18 protein-coding genes are annotated in these 21,082 nt (G+C 60.9%); 13 read left to right on the top strand and 5 right to left on the bottom strand.

Features of this window, described 5'->3' with window-relative positions:
• Window positions 1-93: 93 nt before the first annotated feature.
• Entirely contained in the window at window positions 94-957 is an 864-nt protein-coding gene (locus IAE58_RS10245; protein WP_199933802.1) for a methylenetetrahydrofolate reductase, read from the bottom strand.
• The gene (locus tag IAE58_RS10240) at window positions 957-1,868 is read right to left on the bottom strand and encodes a LysR family transcriptional regulator (RefSeq protein ID WP_199933803.1); all 912 of its coding nucleotides are present in this window, start codon (window positions 1,866-1,868) and stop codon (window positions 957-959) included. Before IAE58_RS10240 ends, IAE58_RS10245 begins: the two co-directional genes overlap by 1 nt.
• A 75-nt stretch (window positions 1,869-1,943) precedes the next feature.
• On the opposite strand from IAE58_RS10240, the gene msuE reads away from it, so the two are divergent.
• From msuE to IAE58_RS10225, 3 genes are read left to right on the top strand one after another with little or no spacing between them, the layout of a single operon-like run.
• Window positions 1,944-2,534 (top strand): FMN reductase, encoded by a 591-nt coding sequence (gene msuE / locus IAE58_RS10235; RefSeq protein WP_199933804.1) that lies wholly within the window; start codon window positions 1,944-1,946, stop codon window positions 2,532-2,534.
• Between the two features lie 15 nt (window positions 2,535-2,549).
• Window positions 2,550-3,527 carry a DUF1852 domain-containing protein gene (locus tag IAE58_RS10230; RefSeq protein ID WP_199933805.1) on the top strand — a complete coding sequence of 326 codons (978 nt, stop codon included), beginning with the start codon at window positions 2,550-2,552 and terminating at the stop codon, window positions 3,525-3,527.
• A 48-nt stretch (window positions 3,528-3,575) separates the two neighbouring features.
• Window positions 3,576-4,610, top strand: a complete 1,035-nt coding sequence (locus IAE58_RS10225) for a methionine synthase (RefSeq protein ID WP_108751186.1) — start codon at window positions 3,576-3,578, stop codon at window positions 4,608-4,610.
• Window positions 4,611-4,681: 71 nt separating this feature from the next.
• On the opposite strand, the gene IAE58_RS10220 is transcribed toward IAE58_RS10225, so the two are convergent.
• A complete protein-coding gene (locus IAE58_RS10220; RefSeq protein WP_199933806.1) occupies window positions 4,682-6,820 on the bottom strand; it encodes a TonB-dependent receptor in 2,139 nt (712 codons plus the stop codon).
• Between the two features lie 137 nt (window positions 6,821-6,957).
• Between IAE58_RS10220 and IAE58_RS10215 the strand changes: the two genes are divergently transcribed.
• The 10 genes from IAE58_RS10215 to IAE58_RS10170 all read left to right on the top strand — a co-directional run bounded on the left by IAE58_RS10215 (window position 6,958) and on the right by IAE58_RS10170 (window position 17,689).
• Window positions 6,958-7,818, top strand: coding sequence for an AraC family transcriptional regulator (locus tag IAE58_RS10215; RefSeq protein ID WP_199933807.1), 861 nt, complete (start codon window positions 6,958-6,960; stop codon window positions 7,816-7,818).
• A 618-nt stretch (window positions 7,819-8,436) separates the two neighbouring features.
• Window positions 8,437-9,567 (top strand): hypothetical protein, encoded by a 1,131-nt coding sequence (locus tag IAE58_RS10210; RefSeq protein ID WP_199933808.1) that lies wholly within the window; start codon window positions 8,437-8,439, stop codon window positions 9,565-9,567.
• Between the two features lie 325 nt (window positions 9,568-9,892).
• A complete protein-coding gene (locus IAE58_RS10205) occupies window positions 9,893-10,720 on the top strand; it encodes an SGNH/GDSL hydrolase family protein (protein ID WP_199933809.1) in 828 nt (275 codons plus the stop codon).
• Window positions 10,721-10,731: 11 nt separating this feature from the next.
• Complete coding sequence (locus IAE58_RS10200; protein ID WP_199933810.1) at window positions 10,732-10,995, top strand: hypothetical protein; 264 nt, start codon at window positions 10,732-10,734, stop codon at window positions 10,993-10,995.
• 27 nt (window positions 10,996-11,022) lie between these two features.
• Complete coding sequence (locus IAE58_RS10195; RefSeq protein ID WP_199933811.1) at window positions 11,023-11,829, top strand: hypothetical protein; 807 nt, start codon at window positions 11,023-11,025, stop codon at window positions 11,827-11,829.
• Between the two features lie 336 nt (window positions 11,830-12,165).
• Window positions 12,166-13,164, top strand: coding sequence for an HlyD family efflux transporter periplasmic adaptor subunit (locus IAE58_RS10190; RefSeq protein WP_233614926.1), 999 nt, complete (start codon window positions 12,166-12,168; stop codon window positions 13,162-13,164).
• A complete protein-coding gene (locus IAE58_RS10185) occupies window positions 13,122-15,290 on the top strand; it encodes a peptidase domain-containing ABC transporter (protein ID WP_325166849.1) in 2,169 nt (722 codons plus the stop codon). The genes IAE58_RS10190 and IAE58_RS10185 overlap by 43 nt, the downstream gene beginning before the upstream one ends.
• Complete coding sequence (locus IAE58_RS10180; RefSeq protein WP_199933814.1) at window positions 15,272-16,171, top strand: MauE/DoxX family redox-associated membrane protein; 900 nt, start codon at window positions 15,272-15,274, stop codon at window positions 16,169-16,171. The genes IAE58_RS10185 and IAE58_RS10180 overlap by 19 nt, the downstream gene beginning before the upstream one ends.
• Window positions 16,172-16,784: 613 nt before the next feature.
• Window positions 16,785-17,132: a hypothetical protein gene (locus IAE58_RS10175; RefSeq protein WP_199933815.1), complete on the top strand. Its 348-nt coding sequence runs from the start codon at window positions 16,785-16,787 to the stop codon at window positions 17,130-17,132.
• Complete coding sequence (locus tag IAE58_RS10170) at window positions 17,129-17,689, top strand: cold-shock protein (RefSeq protein WP_199933816.1); 561 nt, start codon at window positions 17,129-17,131, stop codon at window positions 17,687-17,689. The genes IAE58_RS10175 and IAE58_RS10170 overlap by 4 nt, the downstream gene beginning before the upstream one ends.
• On the opposite strand, the gene IAE58_RS10165 is transcribed toward IAE58_RS10170, so the two are convergent.
• Window positions 17,612-17,983, bottom strand: a complete 372-nt coding sequence (locus tag IAE58_RS10165; protein ID WP_325166848.1) for a hypothetical protein — start codon at window positions 17,981-17,983, stop codon at window positions 17,612-17,614. The genes IAE58_RS10170 and IAE58_RS10165 overlap by 78 nt on opposite strands.
• A gap of 262 nt (window positions 17,984-18,245) precedes the next feature.
• Window positions 18,246-20,564 carry a TonB-dependent receptor gene (locus IAE58_RS10160; protein ID WP_199933818.1) on the bottom strand — a complete coding sequence of 773 codons (2,319 nt, stop codon included), beginning with the start codon at window positions 20,562-20,564 and terminating at the stop codon, window positions 18,246-18,248.
• Window positions 20,565-21,082: the final 518 nt, after the last annotated feature.

Here is a 21,082-nt window from a genome sequence, read left to right as displayed (position 1 = left end):
TTCCTTGTCGGCAGGTTGAGGGCGTGCTGCGGTTATCTGACGCCTCGATTATGGTCCTGCACGAAACCCCCACAAGTGACAGGTGTCAGCCGCTTACCCTGACCGGGCGTTGCGCCGGTACTGCTGCACCCAGTCCAGCGACGGCGCGATGCCGCCGAAGGGGAACAGATGCGGGCTGACCGGGCCAAGCTCGTCGCCCAGTCCGGCCAGCAGCTTGTCCACAAACCGGTCCGGCCCTGCCGACCCCAGCAGGCGGCCCAGGGAAATGCCGTAGCGGGCCAGCATGGTCGTGCTCGCGCCGACCCCGCACATGGCCGCGTAGCGCACCAGCCGCGTCACGCTCGCCGGCCCGGGAATGCCCACCAGAACCGGGTGCGCAATGCCGCGAGCGCGCAGTGCATTCAACCAGGCCAGCACTATTTCGGCATCAAATGCGAACTGGGTGATGATCCACGGCGCCATGCCGTGCGCTTCAATGCGCTGGCACTTGTGCTCCAGCACCTGCCAGCGCTGCGCGGCGGTCATGACCGGGTGGGTTTCCGGGTGCCCGCCTACGGCCACCACCTTGATGCCGGCGCGTTCCAGCAGACCGGTTTCGATGATCGCCGTGCTGTCGGCGAACGGCCCGGCCGGCTCCGCCAGATCGCCGGCAATCACCAGGCAGCGCTCCACGCCGGCCTCGCCCACTGCCCGCTGGATGAAACGTTCCAGCGCGGCCTGCGTGCCGATGCGGCGTGCCGACAGGTGTGGCATCGGCTGGAAGCCCAGCTCGCGAATGGTCCGTGCCGCAGCCAGCCGCGCCTCGTCGTCTTCGCTGGCCAGGTAGGGAATGGAGATGGTGGTGCCCGGCGCGATGCGTGCGGCCTCGGCGCGCAGGGCCTGCACGGCCTTGGCGCTCACTTCCCACGAACACGCATCCAGGAAGGCCCGCGCCCGCGCCCCGCGTTCCATGGACATCAGCCAACCCCGTGCGCGCGCGCGACCGCCGAACTGCCGCGTGCCAAGTCCACGAAAGCCCGCAGATAATCGATGGCGGTATCCGACTCGCGCGCGCCCAGGTAGATCTGCTTGGGAATGCCCTTCGCGCCCAGGCGCACCGGCACCACGTCCATGCGTGCGGCGTACTCTTCCACCAGCCAGCGCGGCATGGCCGCCACGCCACGGCCGCTGGCCACCATCTGCATCATGATGTCGGTGGTTTCAATCGCCTTGTGGCGGCGCGGGGTCACCCCCGCCGGCAGCAGGAACTGGTTGTAGATATCCAACCGCTCGAATGGCACCGGGTAGCTGATCAGCACTTCCTGGGTCAGCTGGCGCGGCTTTACATGGTCCCCCTTGGCCAGCGGATGGTTGCTGGCCACCACCAGCACCTGCTCGTAATCGAACACCGGCACGAAGGTCAGGCCCGGCTTCAGCAGCGGGTCGGGGGTCACCAGCAGGTCGATCTCGTAGCCGAACAGCGCGCCGATGCCGCCGAACTGGAACTTCTGCTTCACGTCCACATCTACATCGGGCCAGGCGGCCAGGTAGGGCGACACGATCTTCAGCAGCCACTGGTAGCAGGGGTGGCATTCCATGCCGATGCGCAGCGAGCCGCGCTCGCCCTGGGCGAACTGGCCCAGCCGCTCTTCGGCCAGGTCCAGCTGCGGCAGCACGCGGTTGGCCACGGCCAACAGGTACTGGCCGGCCTGGGTCAGGCGCAGGTTGCGGCCCTCGCGCAGCCAGACATCGGTGCCCAGCTGCTGTTCCAGCTTCTTCATGCTGTGGCTCAGCGCCGACTGGGTCAGGTTCAGCACCCCGGCGGCGGCGGTGAGCGAGCCCTGCAGTTCAACCTGCTGGACGATGCTGAGGTGAATGCGTTCCAGCATGTCTATGAGCCCCGCTCATGGATGTGTGAAGTAAAACCATTTTACGTCATGGAACGCCCTGACTAGCATCGGGTCATGCTTTCTCCCCACCGCCCCCTCCGAATCGTCGCCGTGTCCGGCGGCCTGCAGCGCCCCTCGCGGGCGGCCACCCTGTGCGAACACCTGCTGGACCTGCTGGGCGACCACCTGCCCAGCCAGCCGCAGCTGATTGAACTGGGCGAACTGGCGCCGCAACTGGCAGGGGCGCTCTGGCGTTCGCAGTTGCCTGACAGCGCGGAGCAGGCACTGGCTGCGGTTGAACAGGCCGATGTGCTGGTGGTCGCCACGCCGGTCTACCGCGGCTCGTACACCGGCCTGTTCAAGCACTTCTTCGATTTCATCCAGCAGGACGCGCTGGTCGACACCCCCATCCTGCTGGCCGCCACCGGGGGCAGCGAGCGCCACGCGCTGATGATCGACCACCAGTTGCGGCCGCTTTTCAGCTTCTTCCAGGCCCGCACCCTGCCGCTGGGGGTGTACGCCACCGACAAGGACTTCGCCGACGGCCGCGTACACGACCCGGCCCTGCTGCAGCGCGCCGAACTGGCCGTGCAGCGCGCCCTGCCGCTGCTGGCGCTGTCCCACCGCCCCGCGCCGCAGCCCGCCGCCACCCTTGAAACCCTCTGAACCGGAATGCCGCCCATGAGTACAGACACCTTTACCTTCAGCATCACGCGCATCCCATTCAACGAGGATTACCAGCCGGCCGACGGCACCCGCATCACCACCAACTTCGCCAACCTGGCACGCGGCGCGGCGCGGCAGCAGAACCTGCGCAACACGCTGAGCATGATCAACAACCGCTGCAATGATCTGGCGCACTGGGACAACCCGAACGCCGATCGCTACGTGGTGGAGCTGGACATCATTTCGGTGGAGATGCATATCGACGGCAGCGATGGCAGCGACCCGTTCCCGCTGATCGAAGTGCTGCGCCCCACCCTGGTGGATACGCACACCGGCGCGCGCACCGAAGGCATCGTCGGCAACAATTTCTCCTCGTACGTGCGTGACTACGATTTCAGCGTGGTGCTGCCGGCCAGCAACGAGGGCAAGGACAGCTTCGCCATTCCCGAAGGCTTCGGCGATCTGCACGGCAAGCTGTTCAAGCATTTCCTGCAGTCCGACGTCTACCGCGCGCAGTTCAGCAAGGCGCCGGTCATCTGCATCAGCGTTTCCAGCAGCAAGACCTACCACCGCACCGAGAACCACCACCCCATTCTGGGCGTGGAATACCGCCAGGGTGAGTTCTCGCCCACCGACCAGTACTTCGACAAGATGGGCCTGCAGGTGCGCTACTTCATGCCGCCGGGCAGCGTTGCGCCGCTGGCGTTCTATTTCCAGGGTGACCTGCTGGGCGATTACTCCAACCTGGAACTGATCGGCACCATCAGCGTGATGGAGGCCTTCCAGAAGATCTACCGCCCGGAGATCTACAACGCCAATTCGGTGGCCGGCAAGGTCTACCAGCCCAGCCTGAAGCACCAGGATTATTCGTCCACCCGCATCGTCTACGACCGCGAAGAGCGCAGCCAACTGGCCGTGAAGCAGGGCCGCTTCACCGAAGAGCACTTCATCAAGCCCTACCGCAGCGTGCTTGAGCAGTGGGCTGCGCGCTGATCGCTGTTCACTCGATTCCCCTCCCCAGGACACAAGACCCCGATACCGATGAAGAAACTACTGCCGACCTCCACCGCCGGAAGCCTGCCCAAGCCGTCGTGGCTTGCCGAGCCTGAAAAGCTCTGGTCGCCCTGGAAACTGCAGGATGACGCGCTGACCGAGGGCAAGCAGGACGCGCTGCGCCTGTCCCTGCAGGAACAGCAGCACGCCGGCATCGATATCGTTAGCGACGGCGAACAGACCCGGCAGCACTTCGTCACCACCTTCATTGAACACCTGGACGGCGTGGATTTCGACAAGCGCGAAACCGTGCGCATCCGCAACCGCTACGACGCCAGCGTGCCCACCGTGGTGGGCGCGGTCAGCCGGCCGAAGGCGGTGTTCGTGGAAGACGCCAAGTTCCTGCGCCGGCAGACCGCACAGCCGATCAAGTGGGCCCTGCCCGGCCCGATGACCATGATCGACACGCTGTACGACGCGCACTACAAGAGCCGCGAAAAGCTTGCCTGGGAATTCGCGAAGATCCTCAACGAGGAAGCGAAGGAACTGGAAGCGGCCGGCGTGGACATCATCCAGTTCGACGAACCGGCATTCAACGTATTCTTCGACGAGGTGAACGACTGGGGCGTGGCCACCCTGGAGCGTGCCATCGAGGGCCTGAAATGCCAGACCGCCGTGCACATCTGCTACGGCTACGGCATCAAGGCCAACACCGATTGGAAGCAGACGCTGGGTTCGGAATGGCGGCAGTACGAAGAATCGTTCCCCAAACTGCAGAAATCCAGCATCGATCTGATCTCGCTGGAATGCCACAACTCGCATGTGCCGATCGACCTGATTGAACTGGTGCGCGGCAAGAAGGTGATGGTGGGCGCGATCGACGTGGCGTCCAGCACGGTGGAAACGCCGGAAGAAGTGGCCAACACCTTGCGCAAAGCGCTGCAGTTTGTGGATGCCGACAAGCTGTACCCCTGCACCAACTGCGGCATGGCGCCGCTGCCGCGTGAGGTGGCGCGCGGCAAGCTGCGGGCGCTGAGTGCGGGTGCGCAGATCGTGCGTGAGGAGCTTGCGGGGATTCGTTGAGGGTGTCCCGCATCCTTCGATAGCCAGCGGCGGTGCAGTTTCTCTAATGCACCGCCGTTTTCGCGTGAGGCCTAGAAGCTCATGCTCAGTTCGGCACCCACAGTACGCGGGCTATCAATCGGCCCGTAGTAGTTGCCGTCGCGCCCGAAGGCCAGGTTGTCGAAGATCAACCCGTTCACGCGCCGCTTGTTGGTCAGGTTCTGCACGAACAGGCGCCCGGTCCAGGGGCCATGTTCGTAGCCCACCTGCAGCCCGATGATGGCCACGGCCGGCTGGTAGGCACGGTTGCGCTCATCCAGCGCGCTGGACCCGGTGAACGCCGATTCCACCCGCCCGAAGACACCGGACGGGTGCTGGTAGCGTGCCGCCAGATAGCCCGTGTAATGCGGCGTCAGCTTCACCCGGTTGCCGGCCAGGTTTTCGTCCGCCGTGGCCCAGAGCTTGGTGTACTTCGCATCCACATAGCCCACGTTGGCGGTCAGGGTGAAGCCCGGCGCCAGCTCATAGGCACCTTCCAGTTCGGCACCGCGCGAGCGGATCGACGCGTCCGAACCCACGTAATCCGACGAGATCGGGCGCCCGTTGGCATCGGTGGCCACCTGGATTTCCTGCCAGTTGTCCGAGGTGATGTGGAACAGCGCGCCGCCGATATGGCCGCGGCCACCGCCAACGTTCATCTTGAAGCCCAGTTCGTGGCTCCACATCATTTCCGATTCGTAGCGCAGCACCTTGTCATTCACTACATCGCTCTGCGCGGCGGCCAGATTGAAACCGCCGGGGATATAGCCCTTGGCCGAGGCGGCGTAGAACGAGAGGTTGTCGGTGGCGTCGTAGCGCAGTGACACGCGCGGCAGGGTGGCATGGAAGGTGTGTTCCAGCGCGGCGTCGCGGTACAGCACCAGCCCACCTTCGGCCAGGTCCAGCGAACCGGCACGCTGTTCGGTGGAACGGCGCGCCTGCTCGTGGCGCAGGCCCAGGCTGGCGGTCAACTTCGGCACGGCGGGGAAGGTGTAGCTGGCCGTGGCGAACACGCTGTAGTCCCGGCCCTTGGCGGTCTGCCGGGGTGCCAGGTTGTAGCTGTTCAAGCCACGGGTGATCGGGCCGACGAAGGTGCCCAGGATCGAATCCTTGTCGGTGCGGTAGGTGGAAACGCCGGCCATCCAGGTCAGCGCCTGGTCATCCGGCGAGCTGAACCGGGCCTCTGCATTCCAGGCGTCCTGCTTGTCGTAGGTGCGCCCGGCCAGTGCCGCGCTCTCGGTCATGTCGAAGTCGTAGCCCGCCGAAACGTCCTCGTGGGTGCGGTAGGACGCGGCCACGTCGAACGTACCGGCTTCCAACTGCCATTGCGCACTCAGGCCCGCCACCGTCTCATCCTTCTCGGTGCGCTTGGGCGCATCGTTGATGTACGTGAAGTCACCGGCCTGGCGCCCGCCGTTGAGGCGCGCGCCGTAGGTGCGGTTGTACAGGCCCACATCCAGCGGCAGGTACTCGTACTCGAACATGCCCGGCGCACGTGTGCGCAGGTGGTAGGCCAAGGCATTCACGGTAACGAAATCGCTGGGCTGCCAGCGCAGCTTGCCCTGCACGTACTGCTCGCGCACCTTGCCTTCGGTGCTATTGAACGGCGTGAGATTGCGCAGGAAGCTGTCCTCGTCCGACGCCATGAAGGCGACCGAACCAGAGAGGTTGCCGCGCTTGCCCAGCGGCCCGGACACGAAGCCATCGAGGCTGTTGCCATTGCCGTTGCTGAACCACGTGCTGCGCAGGTTCAGCTCGCCTTCCATGGCATCGGTCGGGCCCTTGGTCTTGACCAGCACCAGACCCGATTCACTGTTGGCGCCGTACAGCGTGCCCTGCGGGCCGCGCAGCACCTCCACCGATTCCACCTGGTTCAGCACCGCGTTGCTCAGTTCCTTGAACGGAATGCCATCGATATAGACCGACGCGCGGTTGACCAGGAACGGGTTGGATTCGATGCCGCGGATGGAGATGTACATGTCGCTGAGCTGGCCCATCGCGTTGAACTTCACGTTGGGGGCCAACTTGTCCAGATCGCGGAATTCGACCACGCCGGCCTCTTTCAGCGCCTCGCGGTTGAGCACGGTGACCGACAGATCGCTTTTCAGGTACGGGGTATCGCGCTTGGAGCCGGTTACCCGCACCCCGTCCAGCGTGGTGGGGCTGACAGCATCCTGGGCGAGCGCGGGCAACGATTGGGCAAGCAGAAGGGCCGCGATCGCAGCGGGCAAGGGAGTGGGGGAACGCACGGGAACCTCTTGAACGGACACAGCGGCCGCAGGGGCCATCAATGTTATGCTGTAACAATTCCATAACGGCGCTACTCCGTATGCCTGCGCACCGCTCCATTTCCGGCAGCAAGGTGACGATGGCCCAGCAACTGGCGGCCACCACGCCGGTGCTCGGGTCGAACGGTGCAGGCAACCTGGCCTTCATCCATCACCACTTCCCCGCCAGTGCCGGCGCGATGGGCCACCCCACCCAGCTGCGGCTGGCGCTGGTGATCAAGGGCGGCGGCCGGCTGCAGCAGATCTGCCCACGGCGGGCAGCGCTGGATGCGCATTGGCACATCGGCCAGTTCAACGTGGTGCTGCCCGGGCAGACCGGTACCTACAGCAGCCCGGAGGTGGAAGTGCTGGGGCTGGCAATCGATTGGCCTGCGCTGGGCGCAACGGCAGTCAGCCTGCCGACCCTGGCCCCGCTGACCGGCGCGCTGCACCGCGACGCCACGGTGAGCGCGCTGCTGCACGCGCTATGGGCGGCATCGCGTTCGGGAGTGCTGTCCGATGAACTGCTGCACGCCTGCGGCAACGCGGTGGTGGATCGGCTGGTGCAGATGGCGCAGCGGCCCGCCGCGCTTTCTGCGAGGGCGCGTGAGTTGTCGCCAGTGCAGATGAAGCGGCTGACCGAGTACATCGATGCGGCGCGCGACGTGCGCCTGACCGTGCCGATGATGGCCGATGCGCTGGGGGTGGATGACACGCGGTTGAGCCGTGGGCTGCAGGCGGCGGCGGGGATGTCGCCGTACCAGTTCCTGGTGCACCGGCGCATGCATTGGGCGCGGGGTGAGCTGGAACGCGGGGTGAGTGTGATGCGCGTGGCGCAGTCGGTGGGGTATGCGAACGCGAGCAAGTTTTCGGCGGCGTATCGGCGGGTTATGGGGTGTGCGCCGTCGGCTTCGGTGGGGTGATGGGGGCCCGAAGGAGAACCTACCCGTGAACGGCTCACGGGCGCGCAGTGCTTGCGGCGCGCGGAAGCCAAAATCGCTCCGCCTTCGCTGCGGTACGGAACGCACGACTAAGCAAATCCTTGATCATCAAAGGTCATCAGAATCTCCTAGTCTGTCGTCGACGCCTCTACCGGTAGCTACCTATCATCAGTCGACTCTCGATACGCTTCACCGACACCAATGGTGGCATCTGCCTCGTCGACATCGCTCGAGCGAGAGCTCTAGACCTACGACCGACGCACACGCTGCCGAATCGCGGCAAGCGCTCCTCAAGTAGATGAAAGCCGAGATGTAGCCTTCGACGCAAGGCGGCAAACGGACGATGAAATGCGGAGCGCAGCAAGCCGTTGATATGGCACTTCATTGTGGCAGGTGTGACGGCACTCTCCGCAATGGCGCATCTGGCCAATCAGCTTGACAATGCCGCAAAACGGACAGTAGATTCGGAGTCGAAGGGCAATGGTTGCGATGGACGCGAGCATTGCCTGTAGTTCACTTCAGTTTTTCTCTTGTTGGATCTTCATTTGGCATGGATTGCTGTGATGGATTGCCGCGATCTTGCCTCGCACGGAAGTGGGGATGATGGAAGAAGAAAGAATCTTGCTGATGTCTGAAGCCCTCGATCTGCACGGTCGAGCCGTTCTTTGGGGATTGCATCAACTCAATCAGAAAGTTGACTGGTGGGACAGGACACTGACCCCCATACGCGATGAGGTCACCGTCAGCCTGACCTCATGCGGGGATAGCTCCCTTACTGTTGATGACACATCTTTGACGCTCAGAGAAGGGGCCTACAAGGCACTGTGGAACCGTCGAGGCCAAGAGCCTACGGTTCATCCCGAACTGTGTGACTCAGACAGGACGCTAGCCCGACACGAAGCTAAGTTTCTCCTCGAGGGCGTTGTCGCATGCATCGAAGACCGAAATCCCGGAGCACTGGTCGTCAACGGCCTCAGGACTAAGGCCGTAGCCAACTCCAAACTCCATCAGTTGCTCACGGCGGCACGGGCTGGCTTCACAATTCCAGCCACATTATTCTCAAATAGTCCCGATAAGATAAGACGTTTCGTCTCTGACGCAGGTCAAGGCGCGATTGTAAAGATGCACATTCCCTACAGTTGGCGCGACGCCAATGGAACTGTCCACATCTCGGGCACGATGGCAATCTCCGCTAGCGACCTTCAGTCGGACATGTCACTAAAAAGTGCGCCGATGATCTATCAGCGCAAGCTCCTGCCCGTTTCTGAGCTCCGCGTGATTGTCTTTGGCAACACAGCAATGGCCATCTCACAGAATCGGTCCGCAAACAGCAAAGGCTTTGTTGACCTCCGATGGGAGGACGACGTCGTAGCTGTGGAGTACGACGTTCCTGCTTCTCTGAAGGAGAAATGCCTGCTATTCATGGCTGCGGTTGGAATCAGTTATGCCGCGTTCGACATCTTGGTAGATGACTCTGGGAACTACACCTTCCTCGAGGCTAATGAAGCCGGGCAGTTTCTTTACCTGGAGGAACAGGTACCATCCCTGCCAATGCTAGACGCATTTTGCCAGTATCTAGCCAGCGGCTCTCCGACCTTCGAGTTTCGCGAGCGAACCAATCTCTCGTTGGCAGCATACATGGCTACGGAAGACGCAATCGATTGTCGCGAACTAATTGCCAGGCATTGGCGTGAGTCCGACAAATTCAGCCCCTTCGAGCTCGCCGAATAGCGTGGGGCGCAAGCACACAGAGAGAGCAACTGCTCTCTTCGTGTAAAAGGGGCACCTCGCCCCATTTCTCAACTAAAGGATAGATCATGGAAATGGAAAGCAAGAAGCAGGAACCCCGCGTGCTGGCACGTGAGGTCGCTCGCCAACTAACCCCGGCTGAGCTGCTGCAGGCAGCAGGTGCTGGCGGAAATTCGACGATGGCCAGTAGTTGCACCGGTTCCGATCGCAATCCCTGCGATCTGGATTGGCTGCCAAGGTAAGAAGCAGACCCCATGAGTCCAGCGGCCGTCCACATCGTGGACGGCCGCCTCTAGATGGAGCGCCGATGCGGCCCCAACCCTTATCCGTGCTTAAAGCCACTGCAGTTGCAATCCTGATGCTGATGGCCTGCCGCGGCGTGTCAGCCGAGTCCGGCGCAAATGGCATTCCCGAAAGAAAGATTTTACTCTTGGGAAACAGCATTCTCTATTCAGGAAATGTTCCAGCAACATTATCCAACCTATCTCGCAGGTCAGAGATTCCACTCGATGTAAGCATGTACGCGCAGCCTGGCGCGAAAGTCTCAGATATCGCAAGTGATTCCCGAGCAATGCACTTACTCCGCTCTGGACAGTTCGACACGGTAGTGTTCCATGATCAGGGTGGAAACTCCGCATGCGCATCCGAAATAATCCTAAGCGAAGAGTGTGCAAGGATCGTGGACGACCATAAGAAAATAGTAGATGCAATTCGCGAGGGAGGTGCAAAGCCGTATCTTCTTGGAACCTACCAAAAATCTCAGGCGGCGAGTGCGCGTATCGAGGCCGCCGAATCGAGAATCTCAAAGCAACTTGGTGTCGATCACATCCCGTTAAGTTCGAAATGGCACGCCGCGATGAAGGCCCTTCCAAACTCTGCATGGCTTGCTGAAGACGGTATGCATCCTGGCCCTGCGCTGACAAGCTTAATGGCAGTCGAAATCTTCGTGGCGACTACCAATCACTGCCCTTCGCAAAGCGCTTCGGTTAGCAAGGGATCGAAGGGAATTCCGCTGGAGCAGCGTGACAATAAACTTTACGCCGCAAACGCACATAAAGAGGCTCCCGCTGCAGAGATGTCTGCCGGAGAGATGCGTGAACTCGCGATAATAGCGAGACCATCGTGCACAAATTGAGGTAGCTGAGAATGCTGGTAGAAAAACATCAATTCATCGACGGCCTTGAGGACAAAGGCGCCTCTCTCGCTTGCCCATTTTGCGGCAACAAGCAATGGAACCTACTGATCGATGAACCCATCGACATGGCGAATCAGCAGCTTCTTAACTTCACGCTGGTCGCGCCGAATCGTCGTGATGGAGTGACCCAGACGTCGGTCGTAGCAATGATCTGCAAGTGTTGCGGCTTCCTCAGGCAGCATTCTCTTTCCGTTTTTGCGCCCGCCTCTCAATAGAAAAATTGAAAGAGTATTCACAAGAACATGGCCGTCAACCACCCTGGATTTTTACCCAGCAGCGTCGTAGTGGATCTGCTCGACGAAGTACTCCAAGCAAAGCTGCTTGAAACAAATCAATTGATGATTGAGCCTGACCGTAGCGTCGAGGCAATCAAACGGCTTGTGGGCGCATCCATCGGACGGGACATCACCTTCTTCAAAGCATTTTTGTTCCTATTGACAGAAACTACTCACGAAAGCGCACGAGCTAACGACGGCGAGGGGTGGCACAACGACGCCAGTTGCAACGACGTCGACGGCGAGTGCTTGAATGTTTGGATCCCTCTCTATTGCAGCGCCAAATCCAGTGGCTTGAGGATCGCACCGCGCCACCGTAACGAGTGGCTGTATTCTGCACTACCACGGCCCAGGGCGCGCCTGGACGTACTAACCAAGACAAAGCGGCCCGACCTTTTCGATCCAGATAGCAGCGATGATCTGCTAATCATTGACAAGGACAACGGCGGCGGAATATCTGCAAGATTATCGGACATTGATATTGAAGACGTGTCGAATGTGACGGTCGGCGACGCTGCAATTTTCAGCCAAAGCGATCTCCACCAAGGCATGCACGCTGAAGGAGTTCGGATTCAACTCACCCTTAAATTTCTAACCGCAGGCACATCTCATATTGCGAATCAGCGTTACATGCCCGCCCCTACGCCACCGTCACTGAGCAAACACGGCAGACTCGAACGACAGTTGATGCAAGAGTTGCTTAGCCTGCAATCAGTTCATATCCGTGAGAACGGAAGATCGCTTGCCATGTTTACACGCTCCCATGCACGCTGAGATTGTCTTCGCGAAAGCCGCATCCTCTGCTGGACACTCTATTCTTCTATCCCCTAAGCAAATGTGCCAAGTCTTGATGGCGGTCGCAGCATGAGCGACCTCTTTCGCAAAGAGGCGATACCAAATAATGCGTCTCGCCTTGAGGGAGATATTCGCCTAAGCGTTGCGCCTGGATACGCGGCTGCAACACTCCTTCTAGGCGTAGTGTTGCTCGTATCTCTGATTTTGCTCAGCACATCCAACTATACAAAGAGGGCTACCGCGTCGGGCATTATCTTACCCACGTCTGGACTTACAGTAATTCGAGCGCCAAGCGCTGGCGAGGTCCAACGCTTGATGTTTTCGCAGGGCGACCGCGTACAGCCTGGGCAACCTCTTCTGGTTCTAGGTCAGAAGCGCTTTCTTTTGCAGGGAGAAGACGTCGAGCAGGGCTTGATCCACTCACTGCAAGCCCGGCTGGATCGAGTCGATGCCTCCATAGTGAGTGAGCGTACACGAAGCAAGTCTGAGCTAGACGCACTTCGCGAGCGCCTAGCTGTCATTGACCAACGCGCCAAGACATCAGAACAGAGGATTGGGCTTCTCGACGAGCGCTCAGCGAATCAGAAAGCGTTGATAGCCAAGTTTGAAAAGTTGATCGATGATCGGTATGTGTCTGAAACCGCTCTGGTTCAGCAGCGCGACAGTCTTCTGGCCCTGAACGATGAGTTGTTTACGCAGAAGCTGTCGATCCACCAACTGGCCGAGGAACGAATCGATGTTGTTCAACGGATGCGAGACGTACCTTTGCAGTCCGCCTCCAATAATGAGCGCCTTCATCAGGAGCGCGACCAACTGTCGGACAGGCTGCTGGAGGTTCGACTGAGAAGCGGAATGCAGATCCAGTCGCCGATCGAGGGGACCGTCAGCGCGGTGCTGGCTGGGACAACTGACTATGTGGAGCAGGGTCAGCCGCTTATGCATCTATATAGCAATCTGTCGAACCTAGAGGCAGTTCTGTACGTGCCCAGCGCATCTATTGGGCTGATGGCTGTCGGTCAACCTGTGAATGTTCGCTTCGCTGCGTTCCCGCACGAAAAGTACGGCGTTGCAAAAGGGGAAGTGACCGGAATCAGCAGATCAGCACTCAGAGAGGAGGATAGACCTGAGATCGAGGGTCTCAAGGGTCCGGCGTACCAGGTCAGGGTACGCCTCCCAGACCGTGATGTGAGGCTTGACGGTCACCGATTTCCTCTCATGCCAGGGATGATCGTGAAAGCAGAGATCGAAGTTGATCGTCGGTCGCTTGTTGAGTGGCTGTTCGCCCCGTTCAAACGATTGAGAAGTGCAGGATAACGGATTCGAATGTGATAAGAACAAGTATATCCAACCGCTGTGAGTTGCCGGTACTTCTACAAGGGGAATCGACCGAGTGCGGTCTCGCTTGCGTAGCCATGGTTGCCGCGTTCCACGGGAAGCGGTATGACATGCCACAGCTAAGGGAGCGTTTCCCCCCTTCGTCCGGTGGGAGCACCCTGCTTGATCTAATTCGGATAGCCGACGCATTAGAGCTTTCAAGTCGTGCTGTCAAGGTGGAACTGGAAGATCTTCATCAGATACCTGCGCCCGCTGTTCTACATTGGAATATGAGCCATTTCGTTGTGCTCAAGCGCGTGTCAGGCAATCGAATTCTCATCGTCGATCCAGCGCGAGGCAGCCTATGGATTTCGCTACCCGAGGCGTCCAAATGCTTCACCGGCGTAGTTCTCGAACTATCGCCTGTCGCAGGATTCAGTCGGACCGACGAGAGGAGGGTTGTCAATTTCTCAAGCTTGTGGTCGGGAATTACTGGCTTCAAACGCTCTGCGTCCATACTGGTTGCGCTGACCCTTATGATGGAAGCGTTTGTACTAGCAGCACCGTACTATCAGCAACTTGTTGTGGATGAAGTACTCGTCGCCGGTGACCCAGGGTTGCTTAAAGTAATCGCGTTAGGATTTTCACTAATCCTGCTACTGGAAGTTGCCGCAATGAGCATGCGGAAGTTAGTGCTCCTTTCCTTCAATGGATCGCTGAGCATTCAGATGGGAGCGAACGTCTTCCGCCACCTTGTTCGTCTTCCATTGAGTTACTTCAACCGGCGAAGCATGGGGGATGTCGTAACGCGCTTTGGCTCGCTCAACAATATCCGAGAGGTTCTGACACTAGGCCTGATGGAGTCGATGATCGATAGTTTAATGGTCGTCGGCGTACTGACCATGCTCTTTGTGTACAGCCCGAAACTTACTGCAGTGATGGTTCTAGCTGCTCTCGCCTACATATTGGTGCGAACACTACTGCTGGACCCGGTTCGTGAAGCTTCTCGGCTGGAGCTTGAATCCCGTGCAAGCGAGAGCTCAGCATTCATGGAATCCGTTCGCGGAATGCAGACGATAAAGTTATTCAGCGCGGAGGCGCTAAGGGAGTCGGTATGGCGCAATCTTTACATTGGGGTAACCAACAGAATCGTTCGCCTTGGAATTCTTGACACGATAAGCACTGGATTCAATCGTCTAATCTTCGGCATCGGCACCATCTTGACTGTATATGTCGCGGCAGGCGAGGTCATTGCTGGTGATTTCACGATCGGGATGCTTCTTGCCTTTCTGGCCTACGCACTAATATTCGTCTCGAAAGTATCGAAGCTGGTCGACATGTATATAAAGTTCAAGATGGTATCACTGCATCTTGAGCGGTTGAGTGACATCGTCCTCACAGAACGGGAGGACAAGATAATGGGCAGCGGGCGTGCGCCACTCAAGGGCGGCATTGCACTGAAAGGTGTGTCCTTCTCCTATGGTCCGGAGCGCGAGAGTGTGGTGGAGAACCTTTCGTTCAACATTGCCCCTGGTGAGTCAATCGCTCTGGTTGGTCGCTCGGGGTGCGGAAAGACGACAATCATGAAGTTGATGTTGGGATTGATTGCGCCGCAGCAAGGAGAGGTGCTTGTGGATGGGGTTCCACTGTCGCGCGTGGACATGACTAGCTACCGAAATCAGATCGGGTCTGTGATGCAGGACGACACGCTTTTCGCGGGTTCGATCCGGGAGAACATTGCCTTCTTCGAGCCCAATGTCGACATTGACCGAGTCTACGAGTGCGCACGGATTTCAAAGATCTATGACTACGTATCAGCACTTCCTATGGGCTTCAACAGCTTGGTCGGAGACATGGGAACGAGTCTCTCAGGCGGACAGAAACAGCGCATCCTCCTCGCTCGAGCCCTCTATCGCCGCCCGCGGATTCTCTTTCTTGACGAGGCGACAAGCCACTTGGACGTGGCGACAGAGAATTCCATTGGTGAATCGATCGCTGCGCTCAGCATCACGCGCATAATTGTCGCGCATCGACGTGAGACAATAGAGAAGGCTGATCGTGTCATCGACGTCAGCACATTGCGCGACAACGCACTGGTCCTGCCACAATGTACAAAGAATATCTGATTGATGCGTCCTCTCTGCTAGTTTCATTGACTGCGGGACTGATGCTCTCCGCCGCGATCCTGAAGCTTTTGCATTGGGGAAATTTCGTGGCTTGGTTGGCCTCGCTACGGAACCGATGGCTCCCCCCGGCGCTGGCCGCAGGCAGCGTCGTCACCGCCGAAGCACTGGCAGCAGTGTGCCTACTGAGTGCCAGCAGTGTCTCACTAGGATTGGTAATTGCTCTGTCCGTACTTGCGCTTACTCTTGCGGGTAGATTCCTCACGCTTAGGGTTGCACCAACAGGATGCGAGTGTTTGGGAAATGCCTCACCAAGCACAGTCAGGAAAGTGGCATTTGCCATGGGAATCCTGGGAATATTATCCGCGTCAGTCTTGCTTGTGGATGAATTTTTCCTTCCTGAAACTCTCGAATCTGGGCGACTGGAATCTACGCAGGGCTGCATTTGCATGCTGCTCGGGGCGTACCTTTTTCGGGATTTCAGTTCACGCCATAAAAAATCGAGTTTCGCATGGTTGAAACTGAGCCCGATCGCGCAGAGCATTATCGACAAGCGCCACCTAGCAGAAGGCGTTCGACCTACTTTGATTGTATTCGTATCGCCTGGCTGTCAAGGTTGCGTAAAGCTACTTGAGCTAGTGGTGAGTATTGAGGCACTGCTGCCAGGGGAGTATCGAAAGCTTGTGCATGTCGCCGGCTCCTCGCACAACGGATCTGTGATGGGCGTTGGATTGGAGATCATCTCCGAGGACATAGCTTTGATGACTGCCCTTGGTGTTCGGGCCACTCCCTCAGTCGTGGTGTTGCGGGACGGCCAGTACGTAGTTTCATCAGGCTTGGCTGCATGTGTCGCTGCGCTTGGTGTCGTTATTGCCGCCGGGTAATGGCTCGTCTTCGAGCTACCCATGGCCACCAACGAACATCCTGCTGTGCATGTTGCGTCGTGGGGCGCGCACTGCAGGCTACAGACCTTTGCTGCCTAGAGCAGGACTACTTGGGCGGGCAATACTATCTCAAGGGTGTGCAAACGGGGACGAAATTATGGAGTACCGAGCCAGTTGCTCGCCAGGCAGTGTCGCAAATGTTACGACGAGAGCCTTCAAACCGTGAATCCCAGCAGTACGCCGCTAAATCACTGCATGCCTTGCGCCCCAAACGTCTCACCACGCAATCGCACTATGCAACAATTCTGAAAACGTCTCTGGCATTGGCGGGTTTGGCCCGCGGCCCTTGGCATTTCACATGACGGCGGGCAATCGTGGTTACGCCACCGCTCCTTGGTGGCCGGGCCTCGAAAACCCGTCGTTGTGATGATGTTTACGCTTACCAGCCGGCACTGCTTCGCGTGGTGCCGGCTGGCAATCCGTCTGCCGGCTATGGCGGACGGTGCGTGGGGGTCTTGTACCCGCCGGTTGCGTCCCTAGTCCGGTTTTCGAGCCACGCATCGTCCGCCACCTTTATCGGTGGCGGCTTCTGCCTGCTTGCACGGAGCCTGCCATGACCACACCGCACTGCCCTCCCCCGCGTCCCATCCAGGAAGCGGCCGAATCCGCCCCGGACCCCACCAGCCTGCTGGCCATCCTGCGCAGCGTGGACGGCGGCGTCGCCGCTGACGGCCAGCCGTGGCCGGAACGCCACCCGCTGCGCAGCCGGCAGATCGCCCTGTGCGACGCCGACTGCGCCCTGGCCGGGCAACGCGTGGTGCAGCAACTGCTGTTGGCCGCCGAGCGCGCACGCCAGAACGGAGATCCTGACCAATACGTGGGCGACCGCGTGATGGAAGGCCTGGCGATGGCAGCGCTGGCGTTGAACAGCTTCATCCAGGAGCGGGTGCGGCCGCAATGAGGGCGCGCCTGCTTGCTGCGGTGGCCGCGTGCGGCGTGGTGGCGGCCACGGTGTGGTGGCAGTGGCCCGCCCCACCCGAGGACCAGGTGCACGCCTACACCACCTTGCAGGACTTCGATTACTCGCTGCTGGAAGGCGATGCACGCGGCCTGGCCACGGCAAAGGGCCGGCAGGGGTTCGACTTCCATAGCGAGGATGGTGGCGCTTCGGCTTTCCAGGTGCGCTGCAAAGGCGTGGTGGTGATGGATGTGCAGAATGCCCCGCCGCTGGTGCTGGTCCGCATGCCAGCCGATGCACTGTGGCGCGCGCCGGATATCGCGCAGCTGCATCGGCGTTTCCAACGATGGCTGGGGATTGCGCCGGGTGAGGTGGTGGGGGCTGTCGAGCCGTCGTGGGTGCAGGCGCGGATTCTGCGCATGCAGCGAGGGGTGCCGGATGATGCGCGGTGTGTGTTTGGGGTGGATGTCGGGGCTTCGGCGTCAGAGCCCTTTTCTGCGAAACGGGATCTGACCCCGGGTGGCGAGGGCGGCCAGGCGGCGGCTGACCAGGCCGTATAGGTCCTGCAGTTCGGCGGCGCGTTCGGCGGTCATGTTGCTGCCGAACAGCACGCGGCCCAGGGCGCTGGCATGGCTGTCGTGGGGGTGGCGCTGGCGGGCGCGGTAGACCTGCTGGAACACCAGCCAGGCCAGGCGCAGGCCGCCGCCGGGCAAGGGCCGCACCAGGCGTTCGTAGGCCTGCCAGAACTGGTATTCGGTCTGCAGATCGACCTGCGGGGCCGCATAAGGCACCGGGCGCGGGCGTCCGTGGGCGCGCGGGCGGGTGGGCAGGAACACGGGGTCGGGCTGGGCCATGCGGACAGCATGCGCCGGCAACATTGTGGGAACCTTGCGTGGGTGCGGCCGATCGCGTGAGGGGTCGGATCCCTTTGCGGAGCAAAGGGCTCTGACCCCGGTCGACCCTGGTCGCGAAGAGCATCCACGCATGGCGTGGATCTACTGCCGGCGCCGCGATCTGGTAGATGCCAACCTTGGTTGGCATGATTTTTCGGTGCCGGGAACATTGCGCGTGGGGTCGGATCCCTCCGCGTTCGCGGAGGGATCTGACCCCGTCTGTTCAGAACGCGATGGCGGTGCTGAACATCACCTGCCGGGGGGCGCTGCGCTGCAGGGTCTGGTAATCGCCCGAGAACGACGAGCCCGCGATGGTGGCGGTGCCGATGTTGTTGCGGTTGAACAGGTTGCTGATATCTACGCGCATTTCCAGACCGGGCAGCACGCTGCCCTGCCCCAGCGTGTAGGCGGCATAGGTGTTCACCTGCCAGAACGTTGGCACGCGGATATCGTTCTGGTAGGTGAAAGGCTGGCGCAGGTACGAGGTGCTGCTGGCACCCAGGCGCCAGTCACCAAAGTGCGCCGACAGATCGCTTACCAGCGACACCTGCGGGTAACCGGGCTGCGCGTTGCCCTTGATCGGGTACACGGTATCGCCAACTACGAAATCACTGTCGTAGTACGAACGGGCCACGGCCATGCCCTGGTAGAACTGCAGGTGATCGCCCAGATCGGCGGTGATGCCCAGGTCCGCGCCGATCACGTGCATCTTCGGCATCAGCCGCACGGTGTTGACCTGCGCGAACTGGGTACCGACCGCCGCAGACAACAGCCGGTTGCGGATATCGCTGTAGAACACATCCCCGGTGAGCGTGAGCCGGCCGAAGCGATGGGTGGCGCCCACGGTCAGGTTCCAGTTCTTTTCCGGCCGCAGGCTGCCAGCAATGCGGTCGAACTCTTCCTGGTCGGTCACGGTCCATGCCGAGGCGGTGTAGCCGATGTTGCCGCGCTGGGCCACGCGGTAGCCGTTCATGCCGCTGGCCAGATCGATGAACGCGTCGGTAGCTGCATTGGGGCTCCAGAACAGCGAGACATGCGGCAGGAAGTTGCTTTTGGCGCGCAGCGCGCCGTACACCGGGCGGTCCGGGGCATCACCCAGGCCTCCGCCTTCGGTGCGGAAATCCACCGCCTTGAATCCCACGCCCAGGGTCAGGGTGTCGCGCAGCGCGATGTCGTCGTGCAGGTAAACCTGCCGCGAACGGGTAACCCAACGCGATGCGTTGTCGGTCTGGAACGCGGGGCCGTATACATCGAACGGGCCGGTGGCCTTCAGCGCTGCGCCCTGCCCCAGCAGCGGCTGCTGGTACCAGTCTGTGCGGGCCGCGGCCTTGCTCTTTTCCTGCCAGATGCCGGCGGTGAAGGTGTGTGCGCCGGCTTCGAGCTGCAGATTGGCCATGCCGCCGAGCCGGTTCACGCGCGGGGTCTGTACCTGCTCGGAGAACGGCGCGCCATTGGGCGAAGGCACGGTGGGGTCGGTCAGGGTGGCCTGGGTATGGCTGTTGGCGTTGTACAGCTGCACGTTGCCACTGAGTGCCGGGGCGATCTGGAAACGGTGGTTGATGGACGCAATGCGGTCGCGGGTGATCTGGCCAGTCTGGTAGGGAATCAGCTCCGAAAGCTCGCCGCAGGTGTAGGCACCGCAGGATTTCTCCGCGTTTTCCGGTGAGGCCACGTAGTACGCCCAGGCGTAATCCGGGTAGAAGCTGTCGGCCTTCCAGCCCAGCGTGCGAATCATGTCGAAGGAGGTGTTGTTGTAGCCCCAGACCTTGGCGTTGCTGTCAGAGGCGAACACGGTGAAGTCACCCCAGGCCACGTCCTGCTGGGCCTTCAGATTGCCGCGCAGGAAATCCTGCGTGCCGGCGCCTTGGTACTTGTCGGCCGACACGCGCTGCAGGTCCACAAGCAGCTTGGGGCCGTGTTCGCCCAGTTGCCCGCTCTGCGCGGAAACCGTGGTAACCAAGGTGCGGTTGCTGCCCACGCCCTGCTTCACCCGCAGGCTGGGGTTGTCCTGCAGGTCGCGCAGCCGATATTCCAGACTGCCGCCGTTGGCACTGCTGGAAAATATGTGTACCGGCGCGCCACCGGGGCTGACGGTGATGGCGCCGATGCCATCGGGCACGCCTACGTTCACCACGCTGGTGCCGGTGAGCGAGAGGAAGCCGCTGTCGTTCAGTGGCACGCCTTCGAAGGTGATGCCCATTTCATTCATGCGGAAGCCGCGCACGAACAGGCTGGTGGCGGAAATATCCAGACCCAGGCCGTCGGTGGCGGTGTAGCTGGCGCCGGGCACCTGCTTGAACATGGCCAGGGCGTTGTTGCCGGTCACCATGGCATCGAGGTCAGTGGCGTTGATGATGTAGCGGTTGGGGCCGACCACCTGCGTGGGTGCAGCGGCGGCGCCGCGAGGGGATGCGATCACCTGCAGGGCATTGAGGGTGACCGAGGTATCGTGGCTGGTGCCGTGGGCTGCGTTGGCGTGTGCCGACCAAACGATGGACAGGGCGATGGCCAGCGCAAGGCGCTGCGTGGGTGGTGTGTTCATGGGCAGATCCAGCTGCGTTTGGAGGATGGCGCAGGCGCACGCCCAGCACGGTGCGGCGCGGCGGGCGGCAACCTGGCTGGTGGTGCGATTGCTTGGGGGTTCAGGCGCTGTGCGCGCCGGTCAGCTGCAGAGAAGGACGATCATCTGCGGCGGGGTTCGAGGGCGTGATTCCGACGTGCGAAATTCTTGCATCGGTGGCCCGCGTTTGCCATCGCGCCGTGGTACAGCGGCGATATACGCGGGGATAGCCGCGTGGTCGGGGGCGACGCGTAAGGGGTCGGATCCCTTTGCGGAGCAAAGGGCTCTGACCCCGTTTGCAAAGAGCATCCATGCATGGCGTGGATCTACTGCCGGCCCCGCGATCTGGTAGATGCCAACCTTGGTTGGCATGCTTTTAGGTACCGGGAACATTGCCCGTAGGGTCAGAGCCCTTCCTGCGGAAGGGATCTGACCCCGGGCCTTGGGGGCCCCCACGGTGGGGGCGACCCCCGCCCGGGGGGGGTATTTCGCCCGCCCGC

The sequence above is a fragment of the Stenotrophomonas sp. S49 genome, assembly GCF_016624905.1.
Taxonomy (GTDB): Bacteria; Pseudomonadota; Gammaproteobacteria; order Xanthomonadales; family Xanthomonadaceae; genus Stenotrophomonas.
Note: the sequence above shows the minus strand (reverse complement) of the source record. Positions and strands in the feature narration are given on the sequence as shown.

Coding starts and splice junctions, on each gene's coding strand:
- IAE58_RS10205 (WP_199933809.1), top strand. CDS start 9,893: ATGCGGCCCCAACCCTTATCCGTGCTTAAAGCCACTGCAGTTGCAATC.
- IAE58_RS10175 (WP_199933815.1), top strand. CDS start 16,785: ATGACCACACCGCACTGCCCTCCCCCGCGTCCCATCCAGGAAGCGGCC.
- IAE58_RS10245 (WP_199933802.1), bottom strand. CDS start 957: ATGTCCATGGAACGCGGGGCGCGGGCGCGGGCCTTCCTGGATGCGTGT.
- IAE58_RS10180 (WP_199933814.1), top strand. CDS start 15,272: ATGTACAAAGAATATCTGATTGATGCGTCCTCTCTGCTAGTTTCATTG.
- IAE58_RS10210 (WP_199933808.1), top strand. CDS start 8,437: ATGATGGAAGAAGAAAGAATCTTGCTGATGTCTGAAGCCCTCGATCTG.
- msuE (WP_199933804.1), top strand. CDS start 1,944: ATGCTTTCTCCCCACCGCCCCCTCCGAATCGTCGCCGTGTCCGGCGGC.
- IAE58_RS10200 (WP_199933810.1), top strand. CDS start 10,732: ATGCTGGTAGAAAAACATCAATTCATCGACGGCCTTGAGGACAAAGGC.
- IAE58_RS10215 (WP_199933807.1), top strand. CDS start 6,958: ATGCCTGCGCACCGCTCCATTTCCGGCAGCAAGGTGACGATGGCCCAG.
- IAE58_RS10225 (WP_108751186.1), top strand. CDS start 3,576: ATGAAGAAACTACTGCCGACCTCCACCGCCGGAAGCCTGCCCAAGCCG.
- IAE58_RS10160 (WP_199933818.1), bottom strand. CDS start 20,564: ATGAACACACCACCCACGCAGCGCCTTGCGCTGGCCATCGCCCTGTCC.
- IAE58_RS10170 (WP_199933816.1), top strand. CDS start 17,129: ATGAGGGCGCGCCTGCTTGCTGCGGTGGCCGCGTGCGGCGTGGTGGCG.
- IAE58_RS10165 (WP_325166848.1), bottom strand. CDS start 17,983: ATGGCCCAGCCCGACCCCGTGTTCCTGCCCACCCGCCCGCGCGCCCAC.
- IAE58_RS10190 (WP_233614926.1), top strand. CDS start 12,166: ATGTTTTCGCAGGGCGACCGCGTACAGCCTGGGCAACCTCTTCTGGTT.
- IAE58_RS10195 (WP_199933811.1), top strand. CDS start 11,023: ATGGCCGTCAACCACCCTGGATTTTTACCCAGCAGCGTCGTAGTGGAT.
- IAE58_RS10240 (WP_199933803.1), bottom strand. CDS start 1,868: ATGCTGGAACGCATTCACCTCAGCATCGTCCAGCAGGTTGAACTGCAG.
- IAE58_RS10230 (WP_199933805.1), top strand. CDS start 2,550: ATGAGTACAGACACCTTTACCTTCAGCATCACGCGCATCCCATTCAAC.